General features: G+C 69.5%; 16 protein-coding genes, 1 pseudogene and 1 riboswitch. Of the genes and pseudogenes, 12 read left to right on the top strand and 5 right to left on the bottom strand.

Features of this window, described 5'->3' with window-relative positions; all coding sequences use genetic code 11:
- Positions 1-194: 194 nt before the first annotated feature.
- The 3 genes from ABH936_RS10855 (at position 195) to ABH936_RS10845 (ending at position 6,708) form a co-directional block, all read left to right on the top strand.
- The gene (locus ABH936_RS10855) at positions 195-4,370 is read left to right on the top strand and encodes a Pls/PosA family non-ribosomal peptide synthetase (RefSeq protein WP_207623235.1); all 4,176 of its coding nucleotides are present in this window, start codon (positions 195-197) and stop codon (positions 4,368-4,370) included.
- The gene (locus ABH936_RS10850) at positions 4,370-5,749 is read left to right on the top strand and encodes a M1 family metallopeptidase (protein WP_038566833.1); all 1,380 of its coding nucleotides are present in this window, start codon (positions 4,370-4,372) and stop codon (positions 5,747-5,749) included. The genes ABH936_RS10855 and ABH936_RS10850 overlap by 1 nt, the downstream gene beginning before the upstream one ends.
- A gap of 116 nt (positions 5,750-5,865) precedes the next feature.
- A complete protein-coding gene (locus ABH936_RS10845) occupies positions 5,866-6,708 on the top strand; it encodes a thioesterase family protein (RefSeq protein ID WP_404603246.1) in 843 nt (280 codons plus the stop codon).
- Positions 6,709-6,731: 23 nt separating this feature from the next.
- On the opposite strand, the gene ABH936_RS10840 is transcribed toward ABH936_RS10845, so the two are convergent.
- The 3 genes from ABH936_RS10840 to ABH936_RS10830 form a co-directional block, all read right to left on the bottom strand.
- Positions 6,732-7,856: an ABC transporter ATP-binding protein gene (locus ABH936_RS10840; RefSeq protein ID WP_404603245.1), complete on the bottom strand. Its 1,125-nt coding sequence runs from the start codon at positions 7,854-7,856 to the stop codon at positions 6,732-6,734.
- Positions 7,857-7,975: 119 nt separating this feature from the next.
- On the bottom strand, positions 7,976-9,583 hold the full coding sequence (locus ABH936_RS10835; protein WP_404603244.1) for an ABC transporter permease: 1,608 nt from the start codon (positions 9,581-9,583) through the stop codon (positions 7,976-7,978).
- Between the two features lie 76 nt (positions 9,584-9,659).
- Positions 9,660-10,754 carry a thiamine ABC transporter substrate binding subunit gene (locus ABH936_RS10830; protein WP_404603243.1) on the bottom strand — a complete coding sequence of 365 codons (1,095 nt, stop codon included), beginning with the start codon at positions 10,752-10,754 and terminating at the stop codon, positions 9,660-9,662.
- Between the two features lie 55 nt (positions 10,755-10,809).
- Positions 10,810-10,918, bottom strand: a riboswitch (TPP riboswitch).
- A 270-nt stretch (positions 10,919-11,188) separates the two neighbouring features.
- On the opposite strand from ABH936_RS10830, the gene ABH936_RS10825 reads away from it, so the two are divergent.
- The 4 genes and pseudogenes from ABH936_RS10825 (at position 11,189) to ABH936_RS10810 (ending at position 15,328) form a co-directional block, all read left to right on the top strand.
- Entirely contained in the window at positions 11,189-11,524 is a 336-nt protein-coding gene (locus tag ABH936_RS10825) for a DUF4235 domain-containing protein (RefSeq protein ID WP_006945679.1), read from the top strand.
- 377 nt (positions 11,525-11,901) lie between these two features.
- Positions 11,902-12,177 (top strand): annotated as a pseudogene (locus tag ABH936_RS10820) (DUF72 domain-containing protein); the annotation flags it as partial.
- A 139-nt stretch (positions 12,178-12,316) separates the two neighbouring features.
- Positions 12,317-13,846: a circularly permuted type 2 ATP-grasp protein gene (locus tag ABH936_RS10815; RefSeq protein WP_051805597.1), complete on the top strand. Its 1,530-nt coding sequence runs from the start codon at positions 12,317-12,319 to the stop codon at positions 13,844-13,846.
- A gap of 198 nt (positions 13,847-14,044) precedes the next feature.
- Entirely contained in the window at positions 14,045-15,328 is a 1,284-nt protein-coding gene (locus ABH936_RS10810) for a DUF4921 family protein (protein WP_038566823.1), read from the top strand.
- 12 nt (positions 15,329-15,340) lie between these two features.
- On the opposite strand, the gene ABH936_RS10805 is transcribed toward ABH936_RS10810, so the two are convergent.
- Positions 15,341-15,772 carry a nucleoside deaminase gene (locus ABH936_RS10805; RefSeq protein WP_038570237.1) on the bottom strand — a complete coding sequence of 144 codons (432 nt, stop codon included), beginning with the start codon at positions 15,770-15,772 and terminating at the stop codon, positions 15,341-15,343.
- A gap of 64 nt (positions 15,773-15,836) precedes the next feature.
- Here ABH936_RS10805 and upp point away from each other — a divergent pair, with 64 nt between their 5' ends.
- A complete protein-coding gene (gene upp / locus ABH936_RS10800; RefSeq protein ID WP_006945708.1) occupies positions 15,837-16,487 on the top strand; it encodes a uracil phosphoribosyltransferase in 651 nt (216 codons plus the stop codon).
- A gap of 106 nt (positions 16,488-16,593) precedes the next feature.
- On the opposite strand, the gene ABH936_RS10795 is transcribed toward upp, so the two are convergent.
- Positions 16,594-17,673 carry a small ribosomal subunit Rsm22 family protein gene (locus ABH936_RS10795; protein WP_040014728.1) on the bottom strand — a complete coding sequence of 360 codons (1,080 nt, stop codon included), beginning with the start codon at positions 17,671-17,673 and terminating at the stop codon, positions 16,594-16,596.
- Between the two features lie 204 nt (positions 17,674-17,877).
- Here ABH936_RS10795 and ABH936_RS10790 point away from each other — a divergent pair, with 204 nt between their 5' ends.
- From ABH936_RS10790 to def, 4 genes are all read left to right on the top strand, one after another.
- Complete coding sequence (locus ABH936_RS10790) at positions 17,878-18,054, top strand: hypothetical protein (RefSeq protein ID WP_006945715.1); 177 nt, start codon at positions 17,878-17,880, stop codon at positions 18,052-18,054.
- A 4-nt stretch (positions 18,055-18,058) separates the two neighbouring features.
- Complete coding sequence (locus ABH936_RS10785; RefSeq protein WP_165583816.1) at positions 18,059-19,093, top strand: PH domain-containing protein; 1,035 nt, start codon at positions 18,059-18,061, stop codon at positions 19,091-19,093.
- A gap of 39 nt (positions 19,094-19,132) precedes the next feature.
- Positions 19,133-20,701 carry an APC family permease gene (locus ABH936_RS10780; protein WP_062257539.1) on the top strand — a complete coding sequence of 523 codons (1,569 nt, stop codon included), beginning with the start codon at positions 19,133-19,135 and terminating at the stop codon, positions 20,699-20,701.
- A gap of 257 nt (positions 20,702-20,958) precedes the next feature.
- Positions 20,959-21,534: a peptide deformylase gene (def, locus tag ABH936_RS10775; RefSeq protein ID WP_006945693.1), complete on the top strand. Its 576-nt coding sequence runs from the start codon at positions 20,959-20,961 to the stop codon at positions 21,532-21,534.
- The last annotated feature ends 25 nt before the right edge of the window (positions 21,535-21,559 follow it).

The following is a 21,559-nucleotide window of genomic DNA, read 5'->3' as shown; positions in this document are numbered from 1 at the left end:
CTCGGCGGCAGGGGGCACCCGCACCGCCGGGCGGGACGTCGCATCTCTCCCTACGGACGAGTAGACCCGCAGCCATGTGGATCGGACGGCAGCCGGCGCGACGCATCGCGTGTGCGCCCAGGATCACCCGTCGGGAGGAGCGTTGCCCATTACGATGAGGTGTCACCACACCTCGACGGCAGGAATCCGTGAGCATGACGCGCCCCGACGACACGACGCCTCAAGCCCCTGTTCCCCCCGAGCCGGAGGCTGCGGAGCCAGAGCCATCCGGAACCCGCGACCCGTTGCTGCGTGGCGATCTGGCTCCCGCGCCGCGCACACTCGTCGACATCCTGCGCGCGAGCGTCGCCGCGCACCCGGACGACCCGGCCGTCGACAACGGCCAGGACGTGCTGACGTACGCCGAATTCGCCCAGGCCGCAGAGCAGTTCGCCGACGCCCTGCACGAGCTGGGCATCGGTTCGGGTGAGCGCATCGGCATCCGCATCCCGTCGGGAACCCTTGATCTGTACGTCGCGATCGCGGGGACGCTCGTCGCGGGCTGCGCGTACGTGCCGGTCGACTTCGACGACCCCGACGAGCGCGCCGACACCGTCTTCGGCGAGGCCGACGTCGCCGCCATCGTCGGCAAGGACCTCGTCATCAGCCCCCGCGCGCCGCACGCCGACGACGCCGCGGCGCACGACGACGTGCGCACCGGCGACCCTGCCCTCACCGACGACGCGTGGATCATCTTCACCTCGGGTTCGACGGGCAAACCGAAGGGCGTCGCCGTCACGCATCGCAACGCTGCGGCGTTCGTCGACGCCGAGGCCAACCTGTTCCTGCAGAACGCACCCATCGGGCCGGGTGATCGCGTCATGGCGGGTCTGTCCGTCGCGTTCGACGCGAGCTGCGAGGAGATGTGGCTCGCGTGGCGCTACGGCGCCTGCCTCGTGCCGGCACCGCGCAGCCTCGTGAAGTCGGGCATGGATCTGGGGCCGTGGCTGACGGCGAACGACATCACGATCATCTCGACGGTGCCGACGCTCGTCGCGCTGTGGCCGCACGAGGCGATCAAGGACGTCCGCCTCGTCATCCTCGGCGGCGAGGCGTGCCCGCCCGAGATCGGGGCCCGTCTCGCGACCGAGGCCCGCGAGGTGTGGAATACCTACGGCCCGACGGAGGCGACCGTCGTCGCCTGCGCCGCGCAGCTGACGGGTGAGCCACCCGTGCGCATCGGCTTGCCCCTCGACGGGTGGGATCTCGCCGTCGTCGACTCCGAGGGCAACCCCGTGCCGCAGGGTGAGGCGGGCGAGCTCATCATCGGCGGCGTCGGCCTCGCGCGCTACCTCGATCCGGCCAAGGACGCGGAGAAGTACGCGCCGATGCCGACGCTCGGGTGGGAGCGCGCGTACCGGAGCGGCGACATCGTCGTCAACGATCCGATCGGTCTGACGTTCCAGGGCCGCGCCGACGACCAGATCAAACTCAACGGCCGACGCATCGAGCTCGGCGAGGTCGACTCCGCGCTGCTGCAGCTGCCGCACGTCAGTGGTGCGGCTGCGGCGGTGCGTACCTCGGAGACGGGCAACAAGCTGCTCGTCGGCTACCTCACCGTCAAGGACGGCTTCGACCGCAAGGCCGCCACCGCGCACCTGCGCGAGACGATGCCCGCGGCGCTCGTGCCGCAGCTCGCCGTCGTCGACACGCTGCCGACGCGCACCTCCGGCAAGATCGACCGCGATGCGCTGCCGTGGCCCCTCGAGATCCCGACGGGTGACGGCGACGGCGAGACGTTCACGGGCACCGCGGCGCGGCTGCAGGAGCTGTTCGCCAGCATCCTGGGCACTCCCCCGACGTCGCCGGACGACAACTTCTTCGACCTCGGCGGCGGCTCGCTGACGGCGGCGCAGCTCGTCGCGCGGCTGCGTGAGACGAACCCGGAGATCACCGTCGCCGACGTCTACGAGGCGAACTCGATCACCGAACTCGCCGCGACGATCGACCAGATGTCCTCTCCCACCGGGCGATTGAACGACAACGTCGTCAAGGTGCGCCGCAGCACGCAGAGGTTGCAGGTCGTCGCGTCGCTCGCGGTACGCCAGTTCTCGGCGCTGCGTTGGCTGACGTGGTTGGGTGCCGGCGCTAACCTCGCGCACGCCTGCGGCATGACGTGGGTGCCGACGCTGAGCTGGTGGTGGATCCTCGTGGGCTGGGTGCTGTTCGTCGCCCCGCCGGGGCGCATGCTGCTGGCCGCCGGATTCGCCCGCACCATCCTCGCGGGGGTGACGCCGGGCGCGTACAGCCGCGGTGGACGCACCCACCTGCGCGTCTGGCTCGCCGAACGCATCGCCGACGAACTGGGCGCCACCAACCTCGCCGGTGCGCCGCTCGTCAAGTTCTACGGCCGCCTGCTCGGCTGCGACATCAAGAAGCACGTCGACCTGCACAGCCTGCCGCCCGTCACCGGCTTCCTCACGCTCGGCAAGGGCTGCTCGATCGAGCCCGAGGTGGAGCTGCGCGGGCACTGGATCGACGGTGACACGTTCCATCTCGGACGCATCGAGGTCGGACCGAACGCCCGCGTCGGCACGCGCTCGACGCTGCTGCCCGGCGCCCGCGTCGGCAAGCGCGCGGAGATCGCCCCCGGTTCGGGCGTGTTCGGTCGCGTGCCCGCCGACCAGCTCTGGTCCGGGGCGCCCGCCGAGCACATCGGCACCGCACGCGGCCCGTGGGACGAGCAGGCGCCGCCGAACAAGCCGATCTGGCTCGTCGCGTACGGCGCGACGGGCATGGCTGCGTCGCTCATCCCCGCGGTGGGTTCGGCGGCCGGGCTGGCCGTGCTGTGGCCCTGGCTGCGTCACGCCGACTCGGTCGCGGACATCGCCCGCATCGGCGCGATCGGCGTCATCCCGGCGACGCTCGTCGGTTTCGTCGTCACGGCCCTCGTCATCCTCGGTGCGGTGCGCGCCCTCGGCCGCGGCCTCGTCGCCGGCCACCACCCGATCCACGGCGGTCAGGGCTGGCGCGCGTGGACGACCATGCGCATCCTCGACGAGGCCCGCACCTGGCTGTTCCCGCTCTACTCGAGCACGCTGACGCCGAACTGGCTGCGCGCGCTCGGCGCGAAGATCGGACGTGAGGTCGAGGCCTCGACCGTGCTCATGCTGCCGAAGATGGCGGACGTCGGCGAGGGCGCGTTCCTCGCCGACGACACCCTCGTCGCCAACTACGAACTCGGCGGCGGCTGGATTCGCATCGCGCCCGTCAAGGTCGGCAAGGGTGCCTTCATCGGCAACTCGGGCATGGCCGCGCCCGGGCGCAAGGTGCCGAAGCGCGGCCTCGTCGCCGTACTGTCGGCCGCGCCCGCACGCGGGGCGGCGAAGAAGGGCACGAGCTGGCTCGGCTCGCCGCCGCAACGTCTGCGCCGCGAGGCCGGTGAGACGGACGCCTCCCGTACCACCGCGCCGCCGACGAAGCTGCGTGTCGCGCGCGCCGTCGTCGAGGCGCTGCGGATCATCCCGCAGTCGCTGCACTCGGCGCTCATCGCCGGTGCAGCGCTGACGATGCTGTGGGTCGCCGACACGCACTCGTGGTGGCTGGCAGCGCTGACGGCAGGATTCGTGCTCGTCGGCTTCGGCGCGCTCGGCGGGGCGTCCGCCGTCATCGCGAAGTGGCTACTGGTCGGGCGCCTGCGCGTCACCGAATACCCGCTGTGGAGTTCATTCGTGTGGCGCAACGAACTCGCCGACACGTTCACCGAGGTCGTCGCCGCGCCCTGGCTCATCCGCGCCAACGGCGGCACGCCGGTGCTCAACCTGTGGCTGCGCGCGATGGGAGCGAAGATCGGCCACGGCGTGTGGTGCGAGACGTACTGGCTGCCCGAAGCCGACCTCATCCGCCTCGGCGACGGCGCCTGCGTCAACTCGGGTTGTGTCGTGCAGACTCACCTGTTCCACGACCGCATCCTCGCGATGGACACCGTCACCCTCGGCGCCGGCGCGACGCTCGGCCCGAACAGCGTCGTCCTGCCCGCCGCGAAGATCGGCACGCACGCGACCGTCGGGCCGACGTCCCTCGTCATGCGCGGCGAGAGCGTGCCGGACAAGACCCGCTGGCTCGGCAATCCCATCGGCCCGTGGATCGAGGACGAGAACCCCGCCGACGCCCGCCGCGACGGCGGCGAGATGGAAACCGACGACGCCGTCGCGCACGATGACGAAGCGGCGCGTACTTCGCAGGGCGCGACCCACGTCGAGTTCCACGACGAACCGTCCTCACCGGTAGCATCCGACGAGCACCCCGGTGACGGGCAGCCCGTCACGAACGGCGCCTCCTTCGAGGTACGCGACGCCACGCCGACCGCACGACCCGAAAGAGATTCCTGATGTTCAGCAGCACTCCGAGCGGCGGCGCCGACCCCTACGTCCCGGGTCACGGTGATCTGGCGTTCGGCGTCGATTCCTACGATCTGACCCTCGACTACACGCCCGCCGGTAACCGTCTCGACGCCACGGCCGTGCTCGCCTGCCGCATCGTCGACGACGTGCCGGAGGCCTCGCTCGACGACGGCGGGGTGCGCCGGATCGAACTCGACCTGCATCACCGACTCAAGGTCGCGAAGCTGACGGTGTCGGGCGCGAAGATGGCGCGGTTCGGCCAGGAGCGTTCGCGGCTGTTCATCCGGTTCGCGCAGCCGCTCGCGCCGGGCGCGCGCTTCACCGTCACCGTCGCCTACAAGGGTTCGCCCGGTCCGATGCGCGGGCTCGACGGCGACGCGGGCTGGGAGGAGCTGGAGAACGGCGTCATCGTCGCGTCGCAGCCCCACGGTTCGCCGACGTGGTTCCCGTGCAACGACCGTGCCGCGGACAAGGCCGTCTACCGCTTCGCCGTGACGACGGATGCCGAGTACCACGTCGTCGCCAATGGCACTCTGCTGCGCCGCCGTCACACGGGCCGACGTGCGACGTGGACGTACGAGTGCACAGCACCCATGTCTCCGTACCTGGCGACGTTGCAGATCGGGCCGTACCAGACCCGTCAGATCCAGGCGAAGCCGACGGACGTCCGCCTCGTCTTCCCGCCTCGTCTGCGTGAGCCGGTCCGGGAGGCGTTCTCCGAGCAGCTGCACATGATCGATTTCTTCTCCTCGCGCTTCGGCGCGTACCCCTTCGCCTCATACACGGCCGTCATCACCGACGACCCGCTCGAGATCCCCCTCGAGTCGCAGACGTTGTCGACGTTCGGCTCGAACTTCGCGAACCGCGGCTGGGACGCACAGCGCCTCATCGCGCACGAACTCGCGCACCAGTGGTTCGGCAACGCCGTGACGGCGGCGTCGTGGGAGGACATCTGGCTCCACGAGGGCTTCGCCTGCTACAGCGAGTGGCTGTGGAGCGAGGAGATCCATCTCGGGAGCGCCGACCAGCGGGCGCGCGAGGCGTGGCTGCGCCTGTCGCGGCTGCCGCAGGATCTGCGCCTGCACGATCCGGGCCCGAAGGACATGTTCGACGACCGCGTCTACAAGCGCGGAGCGCTGACGCTGCACGCCCTTCGCCTGACGATGGGTGACGCCGCGTTCTTCACGCTGCTGCAGCGATGGGTGTCCGAGAACACCGGCAAGACGGTGACGACGCAGCAGTTCGTGCGGCTCGCGGACGAGGTGGCTGCCGCAGCCGGCGTCGAACCCGTGGGCGCCCTCATCGCCGAGTGGCTCGAGACCCTCCCCCTGCCGCAGCTGCCTGGGCCAGGCTCCACGCGCGTCTGACCCGCTCGAGCCATTGAATGTGGACAAGAATCGCAAGTGTGGACAGGAATCGCAGATGGGTACGCGGCGCCGCCACCGAAGCGATCCAGGTCACACCAGATGGGTAGGGTGAGGGCATGCCAGCTGATGCACCCAAGCTTCCTGCGTTCACGCCGCGCGAGGACGTCGACGCCTACTTCATTCCCCGCCTCGAGACCCCCGAAGGAGCCCCCGAGGGCGCGCGCCTGTTCAATCCGACGATCCACGTGCAGGGCGCCTGGAACGAGGGCGAGCAGCACCTCGCCGCGTCGGCAGGGCTCATGGTGCACTGCATCGAACAGCACGAGCCGCGCGACGACATGCAGCTTGCGAAGATCACCTTCGACGTCCTCGGCTTCATCCCGCTGCGTCCGACGCTTGTGTCGGTGCGCACGATCCGCCCCGGCCGCACGATCGAACTCGTCGAAGCGACGTTCAGCGTCGACGGACGAACCATCATCGTCGGGCGCGCGTGGCGTCTGTCGAAGCAGGATTCCTCACCGGTGGCGGGCGCCGGCGTGCCCGCCATGCCGCCCCTCGAAGAATGCACGCCCTACAGCATGTCGAGCATGTGGCCGGGCGGCTTCATCCACTCCCTCGACGGTTACGAGGCCGAACCTTACGTGCCGGGCCGACACCGCGTCTGGCTGCGCACGCAGCTACCGATCGTCATGGGTGAACAGATCACCCCGACGACGCACTTCCTCTCCGTCATCGACGGCGCCAACGGCATCGCCGTCCGCGTCGACCCGCGCGAGTGGATGTACCCCAACGTCGATTTGACGGTGCACCTCTTCAGCCAACCCGACCCCACCGCAACGGGATTCGACACCACCGTCGCGATGGGCGAGAGCGGGCTCGGCGTGACGATGACGTCACTGCACGACATCCACGGCCCCGTCGGACGCATCGCGCAGAGCCTGACGGTCCGCAAGCTCTGACGCGCGATGTTGCCCGGGAATCGTCAGTGGGTGAACTGCACGCCCTGGGAGGCGTCGAGCACGACGCCGACGCGGGCGCCGGGCTCGAGCGCGGCCGGTTCGACGTCGCCGGGGTAGGCCACGGCAGCCAGCTCCAGCGTGGGCAGCGCATCGAGCCGGACGCTCACGCGCGTCACCTCGTCCGCCACCGCGCTGTGCACGACGCTCGCCGCCAGCGCGCGGGGGGCCCGGGCGTCACGCGCTTCGGCCGCTTCGCCCCACGAGGAACCATGTGTCGCCCCGGCGTCACGCATTGCGACACCGTCTCCCGAAGAGGAGCCGGACGCCGTTCCTGTCGCAGCCACCCGTAGCGCATTCTGACGCAACTTCCAACGCCCCGGCGCGAGGCCCACCGCTGCCGCCTCGTCGGGGTCCAGGGTCGTCGTGAAGCCGAGGAAACCGGCGGTGTCTTCGTCGGACGGCGCGGCCCACACCTCACGCACGGCACCGTGCTGGACGATGCGTCCCTCGCGCATGACGGCGATGTCGTCGGCGACGGTGAGCGCCTCGCCGTGATCGTGCGTGACGAACAGTGCGGTCGCGTTCTCGGCCGTGAGGATGGCCCGCAGATCGGTCGACAACCGCTCGCGCAGGCCTCTGTCGAGGGCCGAGAGCGGCTCGTCGAGGAGCAACAACCGCGGTCGCACCGCGAGGGCGCGCGCGAGCGCCACACGCTGCTGTTGACCGCCGGACAGCGTTGCGGGAGAACGCTTCTCGTAGCCAGGCAGCCCGACGAGGTCGAGCAGTTGCCCGACGCGCGCGGCCTGCTCGGCGCGCCCCACGCCACGTCGCGCCAGCCCGTAGGCGACGTTCGCGGCGACGTCGAGGTGCCCGAACAGTTGGCCGTCCTGGAACATCAGCGCGAAGTCGCGCTTGTGCGTCGGCACGCGCGTCACGTCGTCGCCGTCGAAGCTGACGCGCCCCGCGTCGAGACGCTGCAACCCTGCGACGGCGCGTAGCAGCGTCGACTTGCCGCAGCCGCTCGGGCCGAGGACGGCGAGCACGCGCCCGGCGTCGACGGTGACGTCGACGTCGTCGAGCGCCGGCACCTCCTGGCCGGCGAACGTCACGCAGGCGCCGCTGACGACGAGCCCGCGCGCCGCCTCCACGGCCCGCTCACCATCGGGCCGCTCTCCACGAGACGTCCTCCCGTCAGCCCGCCCTTCGCCGACCGGCGTGCCGCCAGTGTGCACCGAACCGGCGTCGCCTCGTCTGAGTCGTCCCACCATCAGCCCATCCTCCCTGCGGCGGCGCCGCCGATCTTGTCGACGGACACCATGACGAGGCCAGTCACGGCTGCGAGCACGACGGACGCTGCCATCGCGCCACCGAAGTTGGCGTCGCCGGGGCGCCCGATCAGCTGGTAGATGACGACGGGCAGCGTCGGCGAATCAGGTTGCGCGAGAAAGGCCGTCGCACCGAACTCGCCGAGCGAAACCGCGAGCGCGAACCCGGCTGCCGCGACGAAGGGTCGCCACAGCACCGGCCGATCCGCCGTCATCCATGCGCGGATCGGCGAGGCCCCGAGCGCGGCGGCCGCCTCGCGCGGACGTGGGTCGAGCGAGCGCAGCACGGGCGTCAGCGTGCGCACGACGAGCGGTAGCGCGACCATCGCCTGCGCGATCGGAATGAGCGCTGACGACGAACGCAGGTCGAGAGGCGGCCGGTCGAGCGTGATGAGGAAACCGAAACCGACGGTGACGGCCGAGACGCCGAGCGGCAGCATGAACGCCGCGTCGAGCAGCCGGACGACACGCCGCCCCGTCGGGCTCGCCGCGCGCCACGACACGACGACGCTGACGCACACCCCCAGCACGAGCGCGAGCAACGCAGCGTCGATCGCGATGCGCCAGCTCTGCGAGAGCGCGCTGACGACCCCGAGGTCACCCAATCCGCGATAGTGCTGCACGGTCCAGCCGCCATCGGAACGCAGCGAGCGCACGAGCAGCGTCACCAGTGGCGCCAGGATGAGCGCCCCGACGGCGGCGGTGAGCGTCAGGGCAGCCACGTCACCGCGCCCAGGACGTCGCAGCGCCGTCTGCTGCGTCACGCCGCGTCGCACCCGCTCGTCATGACGCCCGATGCGCGAGCGTTCGCTGACGACGAGCAGCGCCGCGACGAGGACGAACTGCGTCACTGACAGCACCGCCGCGGCTCGCAGGTCGAGGAATTCGACGGTGAGGGAGTAGATCTCCGTCTCGAGCGTCGAGTAGCGCAGGCCACCGAGCATGAGGACGATGCCGAACGCCGTCGAGCAGAACAGAAACACGACGCTCGCGGCGCTGACGACGGCGGGGCGCAGCTGCGGCCACGTCACCGTCCGGAAGACCTCCCGCGGTGAGGCCCCGAGTGCCGCCGCCGACTCCGCCGTGCGCGGGTCGAGCGACGCCCACATCGGCCCGACGGTGCGCACGACGACGGACACGTTGAAGAACACCATCGCGAGCAGCACCGGCTGCCACGAGCCGTCCCAGCCCAAGCAGGCAAGCGGGCCACCGTCGGCGAACAGCGACCGGAACGCGACGCCGACGACGACCGTCGGCATGACGAACGGCAGGACGACGAGCGCGCGCCACACCCCCGCCCCCGGCACGCGCAACCGGTACAGAGCGTGCGCGACGGGCACACCTAGCACCACCGAGCACGCCGTCGCGAGCGCCGCCATCCACACGGTGAACCACAGCACGCGCAGGATGCGCGGGCGCGTCAGGACGTCCGTGAATCCGCCCAGATCGACGCGCCCACCAGGCGCGAGCCCACGCACCGCCATCGCCGCGACGGGCCACGCGAAGAAGATCGCGAGGAACACGAGCGGGACGACGGCAAGCACGGCCATGACGAAAGGCGCGCGAGCGCCCCCGTCTCGTGCGCCGCGACGCAGACCATCACGGGTGCCGTTCATCGCTCGGGCGTCACTTGGACGTGACGTCCTTCCACTTCGTCAGCCATTCGGAACGGTTCTTGTCGATGTCGGCGGGCGACACCTCGATCGACTTCGTCGGCTGCTTCGCGTTCGCCGCCCACGCCTTGGGCAGTTCGACGTTCGAGTCGACGGGGAAGACGTACATCGAGTCGGGCAGCGATTTCTGGAAGCTCGCACCGTTCATGAAGTTGATAAGTGCCTTCGCGCCGTCGGGGTTCTTCGCTCCCTTGAGCACACCGGCGTACTCGGTCGATCGGAAGCACGTGTCGAGCAGCGCCGACGTCGTCGACGTGCCCGCCTTGTCGACGGTGAACGCCGGCGAGCTGTCGTAGCTGACGACGATCGGACGCTTGCCCTTGCCACTGCCGCTGAAGTCGACCTCGTACGCGTCGCTCCAGCCCGACGTCAGCTTGAGCCCGTTCGCCATGAGCTTCTTCCAGTACGCCTCCCAGCCGTCCTGGCCGTAGTGGCCGACGGTCGCGAGGAAGAACGCCATGCCCGGCGAGCTCGACGACGCGCCCGGCGCGACCATGAGGTTCTTGTACTCGGGCTTGACGAGGTCGTCGAACGAAGCGGGCTTCGTCTTGTGGTTCTTCGTGAACCACGCGTCGTCGACGTTGACGCACACCGACGCGGTGTCGATCGGCGCCAGCTGCCCCTTGCCCTGGCCGTCCGGCAGCTCGTACTTCGACGCCGACGCAGGCGCGCCCTTCGGGCTGTACGGCTCGAGGACGTCGTTCGTGGCGACACGCGAGGCGAACGTGTTGTCGATGCCGAACACGACGTCACCGAGCGGGTTGTTCTTGCTCAGCACGAGCTTGTTCGCGAGCTCACCGGCGTCACCGGACTTCACGACCTTGACGGTGTAGCCCGTCTGCTTCGTGAACTCGGCCATGACGTTCTTGTCGGGCGCCCACGACTCGTGCGTCACCAACGTGACCGTCTTCGACGCGCCCGAACCCGACGCACCCGAGCCGCCCGCCGAACTCGACTTCGACCCCGACGAGTTGTTGTCGACGCTGCACGCCGCCAGCGCACCCACGCACGCGAGCGCCAGCACGGCGCGGCCACCACGAGACATCATGTGAACGTTCCTCCTCACGGCCAGTGAGGGACGTCGTCGCCCGCACGTACGCGCGACGAGTGAGAACTCGACTTCCTCCGCCGGTGCTAACCGGGTCAGGTTCGAGGGTTTGGTGCCGGGTGCGGCACGATCTCAGCGCACACTGCGCTCCCCTGTCGTTCGAGCGCGAGATTAGCACCGACCACCGACGGACGACACGCTTCGGCCCGCTTCGCACTCCGGCATCCCCGCTGACGGCTCGTGCGCACCTCACGCCGACGCCCGATCCCCCGTGCAAGAGGCGACCGCCACGACGCCCACCCCCGTCAGACCGGGCCGATGACCATGCCGACTGGCGCAGCGACACATGCACGCGCGAGGATGGACCCAAGACATCAACGGCCCGAGGCTCGACGACGCCTCACGACGGCCGACGACACGTAAGGGGAAACACCATGGGCAACCTCGTGTGGAAGGTGCTGAGCATGGGCGCCGGCATCGTCGCGAGCAAGATCGCGACGACCACCGCCACCAAGACGTGGAAGATGACGACCGGCAAGAGCCCGCGCAGCGCGAAGGACCCGAACGCCAGCATCATCGAAGCCGCGATCTACGCCGCCATCTCCACCGGCGCACTCGCCGCCGCGAAGATGTACGCCGAACGCCGCGCCGCCGACTACTTCACCAAGTCCGCCGGCCACCCGCCGCAGGCCCTCGTCAAGCGCGCCGAAGAAGAAGCCAAGGAAGCCCAGAAGGGCAAGAGCCAGGCGCCCGTCGTCGTCATGAAGTAATTCCCCTTCGTCCGCTTTCCGGCGTGGGAGCCTCGCGGGCTCGGCTCCCACGCTCGGTGCAGCAGACTCGGGGGCGTCCATGTCGCGCATGGAGCCGTCCGCTTGGAGGGTCAGGTTCTGCCTGGCCCTCCTCGCGTGTCTCGGGCCGACGCATCACTGAGCGTCGCGAATTTCGTCCACACCGACGAATCACGTCCACATTTGCGATTCACGTCCACCTCGGCGAACATCGTCCACATTCACGTCCCGGCCGAACGTCACGCCGCGCTCCGGTGGCATCTGACGACATGAGCACGGCCACCCGAGCGCAACTGCGCCTCGGCACGTCAGGGGGGACGTAAGCCGCCTGGAAAGGCACCGTCCACCCCGCAGGCGTCGCCGACCGCGTGCGCCTCGAGTACTACGCGGCGAACCTCTTCGACACCGTCGAACTCAACGCCAGCTACTACCGCTGGCCGGCACTCACGAGCCTCGAGGGCTGGCACCGCCGCCTACCCGGCGGGTTCCGCATGACCGTCAAGGCATGGGCAACCGGCATCAACGGCTGGCTCACCGAGGGACGCACCGTCTGGGCGTACTTCAACAACGACATCGACTGCGCCGCCGTCGCCAACGCGCAGACCCTGGGCCGCTTCGTCCACGACCGCACGTGACCGATCAGCCCTGCTTCACCCATGCGGCCCCTCACCTCGCCCGCCATCGCCCGAGATCCGCCCACCTCCGCGCGACGGACCAGAACCCGCCCGCCTCGTCCGCGAGCGCACGTGAGCCGTCTGCCGTAACGTCGTGCCCATGACCACCGCACAGGGCACGAACGCGACGAACGACGAGGGCGCAGAGGGCGAGATCGTCCCCGAGGCGTTCAGCGAATACCGCGAGCACGAACCCGAGACCCCGGGCGTGCACGACGAATCCGTCACCGACGATGCGGAGCTGCGCCCCGACTACGCGGCCGTCATCGAGCGCATCGAGACGCTCGGGCCCGACGAGGTGTCGCGCCGCCTCGAAGCGGCCGGCAAGGGCCTGACCGAGCTCGGCGTGACGATCAACTCCGAGGACGGCAACCGCCCGTACCCGATCGACATCGTGCCGCGCATCATCTCGGCCGAGCGCTGGGCCGAGCTCAGCGCCGGCGCCGAGCAGCGCGTCCGTGCGCTCGAACTCTTCCTGCGCGACGTCTACGGCCCCGGCGAGATCATCAAGGCGGGCCGCGTCGACGCCGACATGCTGCGTCGCTCGCCCGGCTGGTCCAAGGACGGCCAGCGGGTGCCCGCTGACTTCGTCCGCGCCGGCATCTGCGGCCTCGACCTCGTCTCGCCCGCGTCCGGCGAGTGGATGGTGCTCGAGGACAACCTGCGCATGCCCGGCGGGCTCGGCATGACGCACATCAACCGCGAGGTGCTCGAGAACCACTTCGCCGAGATCCTGCCGCCCGCCGAGACGCTCGAGCACCCGACCCGGACGTACGGGCTGCTGCACGAGTCGCTCGTCGCGAGCGCAAGACTCGTCGACGGTGGCGTTGCCGGGGGCGAGATCGGCCTGTGCATGGTCTCCCCCGGCCCGACGGACACGACTTGGTACGAGCAGAACCTCGTGAGCGGCCAGGTCGGCGCCGCCATCGTGACGGCGGACGCCCTCGTCGTCGACGACGGCAAGCTGTGGCGCCTCGACGGCGGCGAACGTCACCGCGTGCACCTGCTCAACCCGCGCATGGGTGAGACCGAGCTGTTCGGAGCGAAGGGCGCGGACGGTCGTCCGCTCGGCGACGCGCTGCGTGACGTGCTCGCGGCGGGCGCGGTCGCCATCGTCAATGCGCCCGGCAACGGCCTCGCCGACGACAAGGCGACGTACGCGCTCGTGCCCGACATCATCGATTTCTACCTCGGCGAGAAGCCGCTGCTCGCGCAGGTGCCGACGCTGCTGTGCGCCCGCGAGGACCAGCGCGAGGAGGTGCTCGATCGCCTCGACGAACTCGTCGTCAAGCCGATCGACGGCTACGGCGGCAGCGGCATCACCGTCGGCCCGGAGTGCTCGGCCGACGAGCTGGAGACGCGCCGTCGGGAGATCCGTGAGACGCCGGAGCGCTTCGTCGCGCAGGACATCGTGCCGTTGTCGACCCTGCCGACGCTCGTCGACGGCTCGTTCGCGCCGAGCCATGTCGACCTGCGCGCGTTCGTGCTGCAGCGCCCGGACGAGCAGGACGCCTCGCGCACCGTCGCCGTCACGGCACCGGGAGCGATGACGCGCGTCGCCCCAGCGGGCACGATGATCGTCAACGTCTCGGCCGGCGGCGGCGCGAAGGACACCTGGATCCAGCGCTGACGCCCGCATCGCGGCCCGGTGCGACGCTCGAAGCGCCCTGACGCGATCGTCGACGGCCGCGCCACCGTGCGCAGAGTTACGCCAACCTGCGCAGAACCGCGCCCGGTCGCGCAGCCCCATGCCTCTGCGGGCAAGTGCACCCAGGTGCACTTGCCCGCAGAGGAGACGGGGCGCGGCGCCGTGGGTGAGACTGGAGTCATGACGCCCGACGCCAGCCAGCAGCCGACCGAGTTCATCCGCACGATGGCCGACGGCACGACGAAGCAGGTCAACCCGCTGAGCGGTACGAAGGTGTGGACGGTGCCAGGCCGCGGCGACCGTCCCCTCGGGCTCGTCCCGCCTGGCGTCAAGGACCTCGAACCGCACGACTTCACGGCGTCCTGCGCATTCTGCTCCGACCGTTACCTCGAGACGCCGCCGGAGAAGGTGCGTTCCGTCCTCGCCGCAGGTTCCGCCGAGGGGCCGCGCTTCGTCCGACTGCGTGGTCTGACGCCGGCCGAGGTGACATCGCAGGTCGCCGAGTTCCGCCGCATCCCGAACCTGTTCGAGATCATGTCGGTCGACTACTGGCAGGCCAATCACGGTTACACGTTCGACGACGCGATCGAGGCCCGCCGCCGCGCCTACGAGGCTGCTGACGGAGGGCGCGAACACCTGTTGCGCCTCGCGCGGGTGCGTCTCGGCAAGCGCGCCGAGGGCGCCACGGACGCCGAACTCCTCGACGCTGCAGGCGATTTCTTCGCGAGCACCCATGACGTCATCGTCGGCCGCCGCCACTACGTCGACGGCGCGACGCGCAGCGACCAGCTCGCCTCGTCAGGCGCCCTGACGCCGACCGAGCACCGCGAATACCTCGACCTGACGATCGACGCGATGGCCGAGCTGTACGCGACGAACCCGCACGTGCGCTACGTCGCGGCCTTCCAGAACTGGCTCAAGCCGGCGGGCGCGTCGTTCGACCACCTGCACAAGCAGATCGTCGGCATCGACGAGTTCGGCACCTCGACCGACCTCGACATCGATGCGGCGCGTCGCGATCCGCGCGTGTTCGAGGAACTCATCGCCTACGCGCGCAGCCACGATCTCGTCGTCGCGGAGAACGCTCACGCGATCGCCTTCGCCGGGTTCGGCCACCGCTACCCGAGCATCGAGATCTGGTCGACGTCCGGCACGTGCGAGCCATGGCTCATGACCGACGACGAACGTCACGCGATGGCCGACCTCGTCCACGCCATGCATGCCGCGACCGGAACCGATGTGCCGTGCAACGAGGAGTGGCACCACCGTCCGCCGTCCATGAGCGACGTCGAGATCCCCTGGCACGTCGTGCTCAAGTGGCGCATCGCCAACCTCGCCGGGTTCGAGGGCAGCACGAAGATCTACCTCAACACCATCAGCCCCGCGGGCGTCCGCGACCGCGTCGTTCCCGCGCTCCGCCGGTTGCAGGAGGAGGGCCGCCTCGCCCCCGGCATCCGCCTCTGATCGCTGCGCGCGTCACCGTCGGGTCGCGAAGAACTCCTTGAGGACCGCCGAACACTCGTCCTCACGGATGCCGCCGACCACCTCGATGCGGTGGGTCGAGCGTGAGTCGCGTACGACGTCCCACAACCCGCCGCAGGCGCCGGCCTTGCGATCCCACGCCCCGAGGACGATGCGCGCCAGCCGCGCCTGAACGGCTGCCCCCGCGCACATGAGGCACGGTTCGAGCGTGACGACGAGGGTGCAGCCGTCGAGGCGCCAGCCCCCTCGCGACGCTGCAGCGCGCCGCATCGCGACGATCTCCGCATGACCCGTCGGGTCGCCGTCGACCTCACGAAGGTTCGCGCCGACGCCGATCACCTCGCCGTCAGCATCGACGACGAGCGCTCCGACCGGCACGTCTCCCGCCGCGCCCACCTCACGCGCCAGTTCGAGCGCGCGCCCCATCCACGCGTCGTACGTGAGCTCGATCGCTGGTGCCACGGGAAGATCCACGGGTTAAGTTTGTCCCATGCGCGTCATCGTTGCCGACCACCCGCTCATCTCGCACAAGCTCACGACGCTGCGTGACAAGCGAACCGACTCCCCGACGTTCCGTCGCCTCGTCGACGAACTCGTCACGCTCCTCGCGTACGAGGCGACGCGTGACGTCCGCGTCGAGGAGGTCGACGTCGAGACGCCGGTGACGACGGCGCGCGGCATCAAGCTCGCGACGCCGCGTCCGCTGCTCGTGCCGATCCTGCGCGCCGGCCTGGGCATGCTCGACGGCATGATGCGGCTCCTGCCGACGGCCGAGGTCGGCTTCCTCGGTCTCGTGCGCAACGAGGAGACGCTCGAGGCGACGACGTACGCGAACCGTCTGCCCGACGACCTGTCGGGCCGTCAGGTCTACGTCGTCGACCCGATGCTCGCGACGGGCGGCACCCTCGCCGCGACGATCGACTACCTCGTCGAGCGCGGCGCCGACGACATCACGGCCGTCGTGCTCATCGCCGCGCCGGAAGGCCTGGCGAAGCTCGAGGAGTTGACGTCGCACATCGAGGTGCCCATCACCCTCGTCACCGGTGCGATGGACGAGAAGCTCAACGAGAACGGCTACATCGTGCCCGGCCTCGGCGACGCCGGCGACCGTCTCTACGGCATCGCGACGCACGACGCGTGAGCGCCTGAGCCGCATTCTCGATGGGGGCCGAAATCCTGAAATGCAGGGTTTCGGCCCCCATCACGCTCATTCGGGGCTGAAACACTGCATGGCAACGTTTCAGCCCTCAGCCCCGAGCACCCAGGTCGATGGCGTCGCCCCAGCCAGCGTCACGAGCCTGCTTGTAGGCCGGGCCGGCCTTCTTCGTCACGACGGCGCGTCGCACCTGGCCGGCGAGGCCTGAGGCGTCGAGCGCCTCGCACACCTGCAGCTCGACGAACCCCTTGTTCTTCTTCGGGTGCCGGATGATGCGGGCGTCGCGCTCGCTGGGGCGCTGCGTCAGATCGACGCCGTCGCGCAACGGCACACCCTGCGCCACATGCGCGGGCTCACGCACCATCGCGACGTACGAGAACTTCTCGTCCTCGTGCGACAGCTCGCCACCCTTGATCTGCCGGTGCACCGACGAACGGTTGACGCGCGCCGCGAAGTGGCACCAATCCGGTTCCGTCTTGGCGAGCAACGGGCACGCCCCCTGATGCGGACATGGCGCCGCGACCGACCACGACTGCTCGAGCAGTTGATCGCGGGCTCGCAGGATGCGCGCGTAGCCGTCCGGCGTGCCGGGTTCGACGATGACGACGGCGCGCGTCGCCGCTGACGTCGCCTCGGCGACGATGCGATCGGCCTGCTGCGGCGACAACTCGCTCAACACATAGGAGACCGTCGCGAGATCGGCGCCGCCACCGGATGGCGCACCGACCGTCACGTTCCACGACCCGACGCGGCCCTCCTGCCACACGGTGCGCTCGAGGGCGGGCACCCCACTGGCGCGCGCGAGCCGCTGCCCCAGGTCGAGCGCGGCCGGCACCTGGTCGAGGACGCTGATGTCGCGCAGCGTCTCGAAGACGTCCGCCGCCGCCCAGGCCGCGGCGCCGGTGCCGCCGCCGAGGTCGACCATCGACGTCACCGAATCAGCGTCGAACACACCGGAATCGGCGAGGGCGCGCAGCGCCGAACGCACCGCACCGAACGTCGCGGGCATGCGGTAGTGGGCGTACGCGAGCACGTCGACGGGGCGCGCGAGAATGGGCTCGTCAGCCGCCGCGACGGCCCGATACCGGGTCGACAGGCGCGTGACAGCGTCACTCAACTGCTTGATCGCCGTACCGGAGGCTTCTCGTTCGAGCGCATCGCGCAGACTCATCGCCAGATCCACGCCGTCAGCGTACGCACCACCAGCAATAGCGGCGCGCGCGTTCCACGGCGGGCCCGACGGCGCGCACCCAACGGCGAGCGCCGCGAAAACGGTTCGGCGCGCCTGCGCCGCAGCATGGGCGAACCCTGCAAGGATGCGAGAGTTGCCCGTGCCTTCCCCCGCGTGCTCCACCCACCAGAAAGAGACGACGCCATGGACAAGATCAACTTCAAGTCGATCCTGAAGTTCTTGTTGTTCGCGTTCATCATCTACGCCGTCTTCTCGAGCCCCGCGAAGTCGGCCGACGTCGTGCGCGCCGTCGGCGACGTGCTGCGCAACGCCGTCACCAACCTGCGCGAATTCTTCGACGCGCTGCTCGGCAAGAACTGAACCCATGGGCCCACTGCGCCCACATCAGGCGAGCGACCGCGTCGCCGGTTATCTCGCGCGCGGTGAGGACGTCGTCCTCGAGATGAAGCAGCACTGGGCGCGCGTGCTGCCCGCCATCACCTCGTGCGTCGTCGGGTTCGTCCTCGTCATCGTCGCGGGCATCTGCGCGCCCGCCTGGATGGGCCCGCTGACGAACGCCGCGTGGTGGATCTGGCTCGTCCTCGCCGCGCACCTCGCCTGGCGCGTCGTCGAATGGTGGGACCAGACGTTCGTCATCACGAACAAGCGCCTCATCCTGGTGCACGGGTTGTTCGTCAAGAAGGTGGCGATGATGCCGCTGTCGAAGGTGACGGACATGTCGTACAACCGCTCGCCCGCCGCGCGGCTGCTCGGCTACGGCACGTTCAAGATCGAATCGGCGGGTCAGGAGCAGGCGCTCAACGTCATCGACTACGTGCGCAACCCCGACGAGAAATACCGCGACATCTGCGGGCTCATCTTCGGTTTCGAGGACGAGGACGACCCGCGCCCCAGCGGGCACGCGGACGCGCGGCACGCCGACGACGAGGGCTACGACGACGAATGGCGTGACCCGTGGGTCGAGGACGACTGGCGCGACGAGTCGCAGCATGACGAGTCGTGGGATGGCGTCGGTTGGTCCGACGACGAACAACGCCGCGAGACGCCGCGCCGCGAATCGCAGCGTCATGAGTCGCAGCGTCACGGCCCGTCAGGCGGCGACGACACCCGCCCCCTCGCGGTCCGTCAGCCCCGAGCTCGCTACGGCCGCGGGCAACGTCGAGCCGCCGAGGACGACACCGATCCTCACGGATTTGTCACGGTTGACCACCCAAACCCCCACAGTGACACCGATCACACGTACCGTCAGCGGCATGACAGGGACGAGACGTCGCCCGAGCAGGGTGACGAATCGGCCTGGTGGGTGAGCCGTGAACACGCGACCTCACCTCAACCCGTCCGCCGACGAGGTCGCGACCACGATGTGGACGATGGCTCCACATGGCGAGACGGAACGTAATCTCACACGGTTCCAACCATCCGGTGAAAGGGCGCTCACATGAGCCTTTTGCGCACCAAGTCGATCGAAGCGTCGATCGCAGACTCGGAAGCCTCCGAGTTCCAGCTGAAGAAGAACCTGTCAGCGCTCGACCTGACGGTCTTCGGCATCGGCGTCATCATCGGCGCCGGCATCTTCACGGTGACGGGGCGAGCCGCCCACACGATGGCGGGCCCCGCCATCGTCATCTCGTTCCTCATCGGCGCCTTCTGCTGCGGTCTCGCGGCCCTGTGCTACGCCGAGCTGTCGTCGGCGGTGCCCGTCTCGGGCTCGGCCTACACGTTCTCCTACGCGACGATGGGCGAACTCATCGCCTGGATCGTGGGCTGGGATCTGCTTCTCGAGCTCATCCTCGCCGCGGGCGTCGTCGCCCAGGGTTGGAGCGCGTACTTCAACATCCTGTTCGGTGAGTGGGGGTTGAAGCTGCCCGACAATCTGCAGGGCGGCACCGGCTGGTTCACCCACTTCGACATCGCCGCCTTCGGCCTCGTCGCCGTGCTCACCTGCGTCATCGCGACGGGCATCAAGGAGTCGATGCGCGTCAACCTGACGCTGGTCGCCGTCAAGCTGTTCATCGTGCTGTTCATCATCGTGATGGGCATCCAGTACATCAACACGTCGAACTACACCCCGTTCGTGCCGCCGGCTCAGCACCTCGAGAGCACGTCCGACACGCTCAAGCGCCCCCTGTGGGAGCTCATGACGGGCATGGAACCGCAGGCGTTCGGCGTCATGGGCGTCATCTCCGGCGCAGCCCTCGTGTTCTTCGCCTACATCGGCTTCGACGTCGTCGCGACCACCGCCGAGGAGACGCGCAACCCGAAGCGCGACCTGCCGATCGGCATCATCGGCTCGCTCGCGATCTGCACGATCCTCTACGTCTCCGTCTGCCTCGTCATCACCGGCATGGTGAGCTACGACAAGATCGACCCCAAGGGCGCACTCGCCGCGGCCTTCCGCGATCACGGACATCCCGGGTACGCGCAGATCATCGCAGCCGGCGCCGTCGCGGGTCTCGCCACGGTCGTCATGACGCTGATGATCGGCGCCACCCGCGTCATGTACGCGATGTCGCGCGACGGCCTGCTGCCGATGGGCATGGCACGCACGAACCCCAAGACGGGCACGCCGGTCCCGATGACGCTCGTCATGGGCTTCATCATCGCGGTCGCAGCGGCGACCATCCCGATCGGTGAGTTCGAGGAGATGGTCAACATCGGCACCCTGTCGGCGTTCTTCCTCGTCAGCCTGGCCGTGCCCGTGCTGCGCAAGAAGCGCCCCGACCTCGAGCGCCCGTTCAAGGTGCCGGGCAGCCCCGTCCTCCCGTGGGTCGCCGCCGCTGTGTGCCTCTACCTCATGCTCAACCTGCCCGTCGAGACGTGGCTGCGTTTCGTGGTGTGGCTCCTCATCGGCTTCGCGATCTACTTCTTCTACGGCCGCGGCCACTCGCGCGTCGGTCGCAACCCGCAGCTGCAGGGCGGCGTCGGTGACGGCGTCTACGCCACCGACCTCGACACGTCGGTCGGTGACGGCGCCGAGGCGCTGCGCAAGAACGAGCGACGCTACTGAGCACACTCGCCTCGTTTCATCTCGAAGCCCCTCACCCGCATCGTCGGGTCGAGGGGCTTCGACGTGCTCCGTCGCCTCTTGTCGCAGCTCACCCGCGCCCGCGATCGAGCGGAATCGGTGGGATCGAGCGTCGGGGCACTCGATCCCGCCGATTTCGCTCGATCACGTCGGCGAGCACCCATGCACCCGGTCGCCCCACCCGAGGGCCCTAGAATGATCGACGCCCACCCGCCGACCCGCGTTCTTCGAGGTTCCTCATGGCTGTTCGCCCCATCACCATCGTCGGCCACAAGGCCCTGCACGCACCCACGAAGCGGGTCAAGGAGATCACCGACGACACGCGCGCCCTCGTCGAGGACATGTTCGAGACGATGGAGGCGGCGAACGGCGTCGGCCTCGCAGCCAACCAGGTCGGCGTCAAGCAGCGCATCTTCGTCTTCGACTGTCCCGACGACGAACTCGGCGATAACCGCCGCGGCGTCGTCATCAACCCGAAGCTCGAGAAGGGTCGCGTGCCTGCCGGCGAGGCCGACGAGGAGAACGACAACGAGGGTTGCCTGTCGGTGCCCGGCGAGCACTTCCCGACGGCGCGGGCCGACTGGGCGAAGGTGACGGGCACCGACCTCGACGGGAACGAGATCGTCATCGAGGGGCACGGCTTCTTCGCCCGCATGCTGCAGCACGAGACCGACCACCTCGACGGCTACCTCTACCTCGACCGCCTCACGCCGACGATGCGCCTCGAGTCGCGCGAGGCGGTCAAGGACCGCGGCTGGCAGTACGACGGCATCACCAAGTGGGACCCGACCGAACTCAAGGCCGAGGACGTCTGAGCCGACAGCGGCATCCGAGCATCGT

It is taken from the genome of Dermacoccus sp. GAS27A (genome assembly GCF_044909235.1).
Lineage (GTDB): Bacteria > Actinomycetota > Actinomycetes > Actinomycetales > Dermatophilaceae > Dermacoccus > Dermacoccus nishinomiyaensis.
This window is presented reverse-complemented; position numbering and strand designations above follow the sequence as displayed.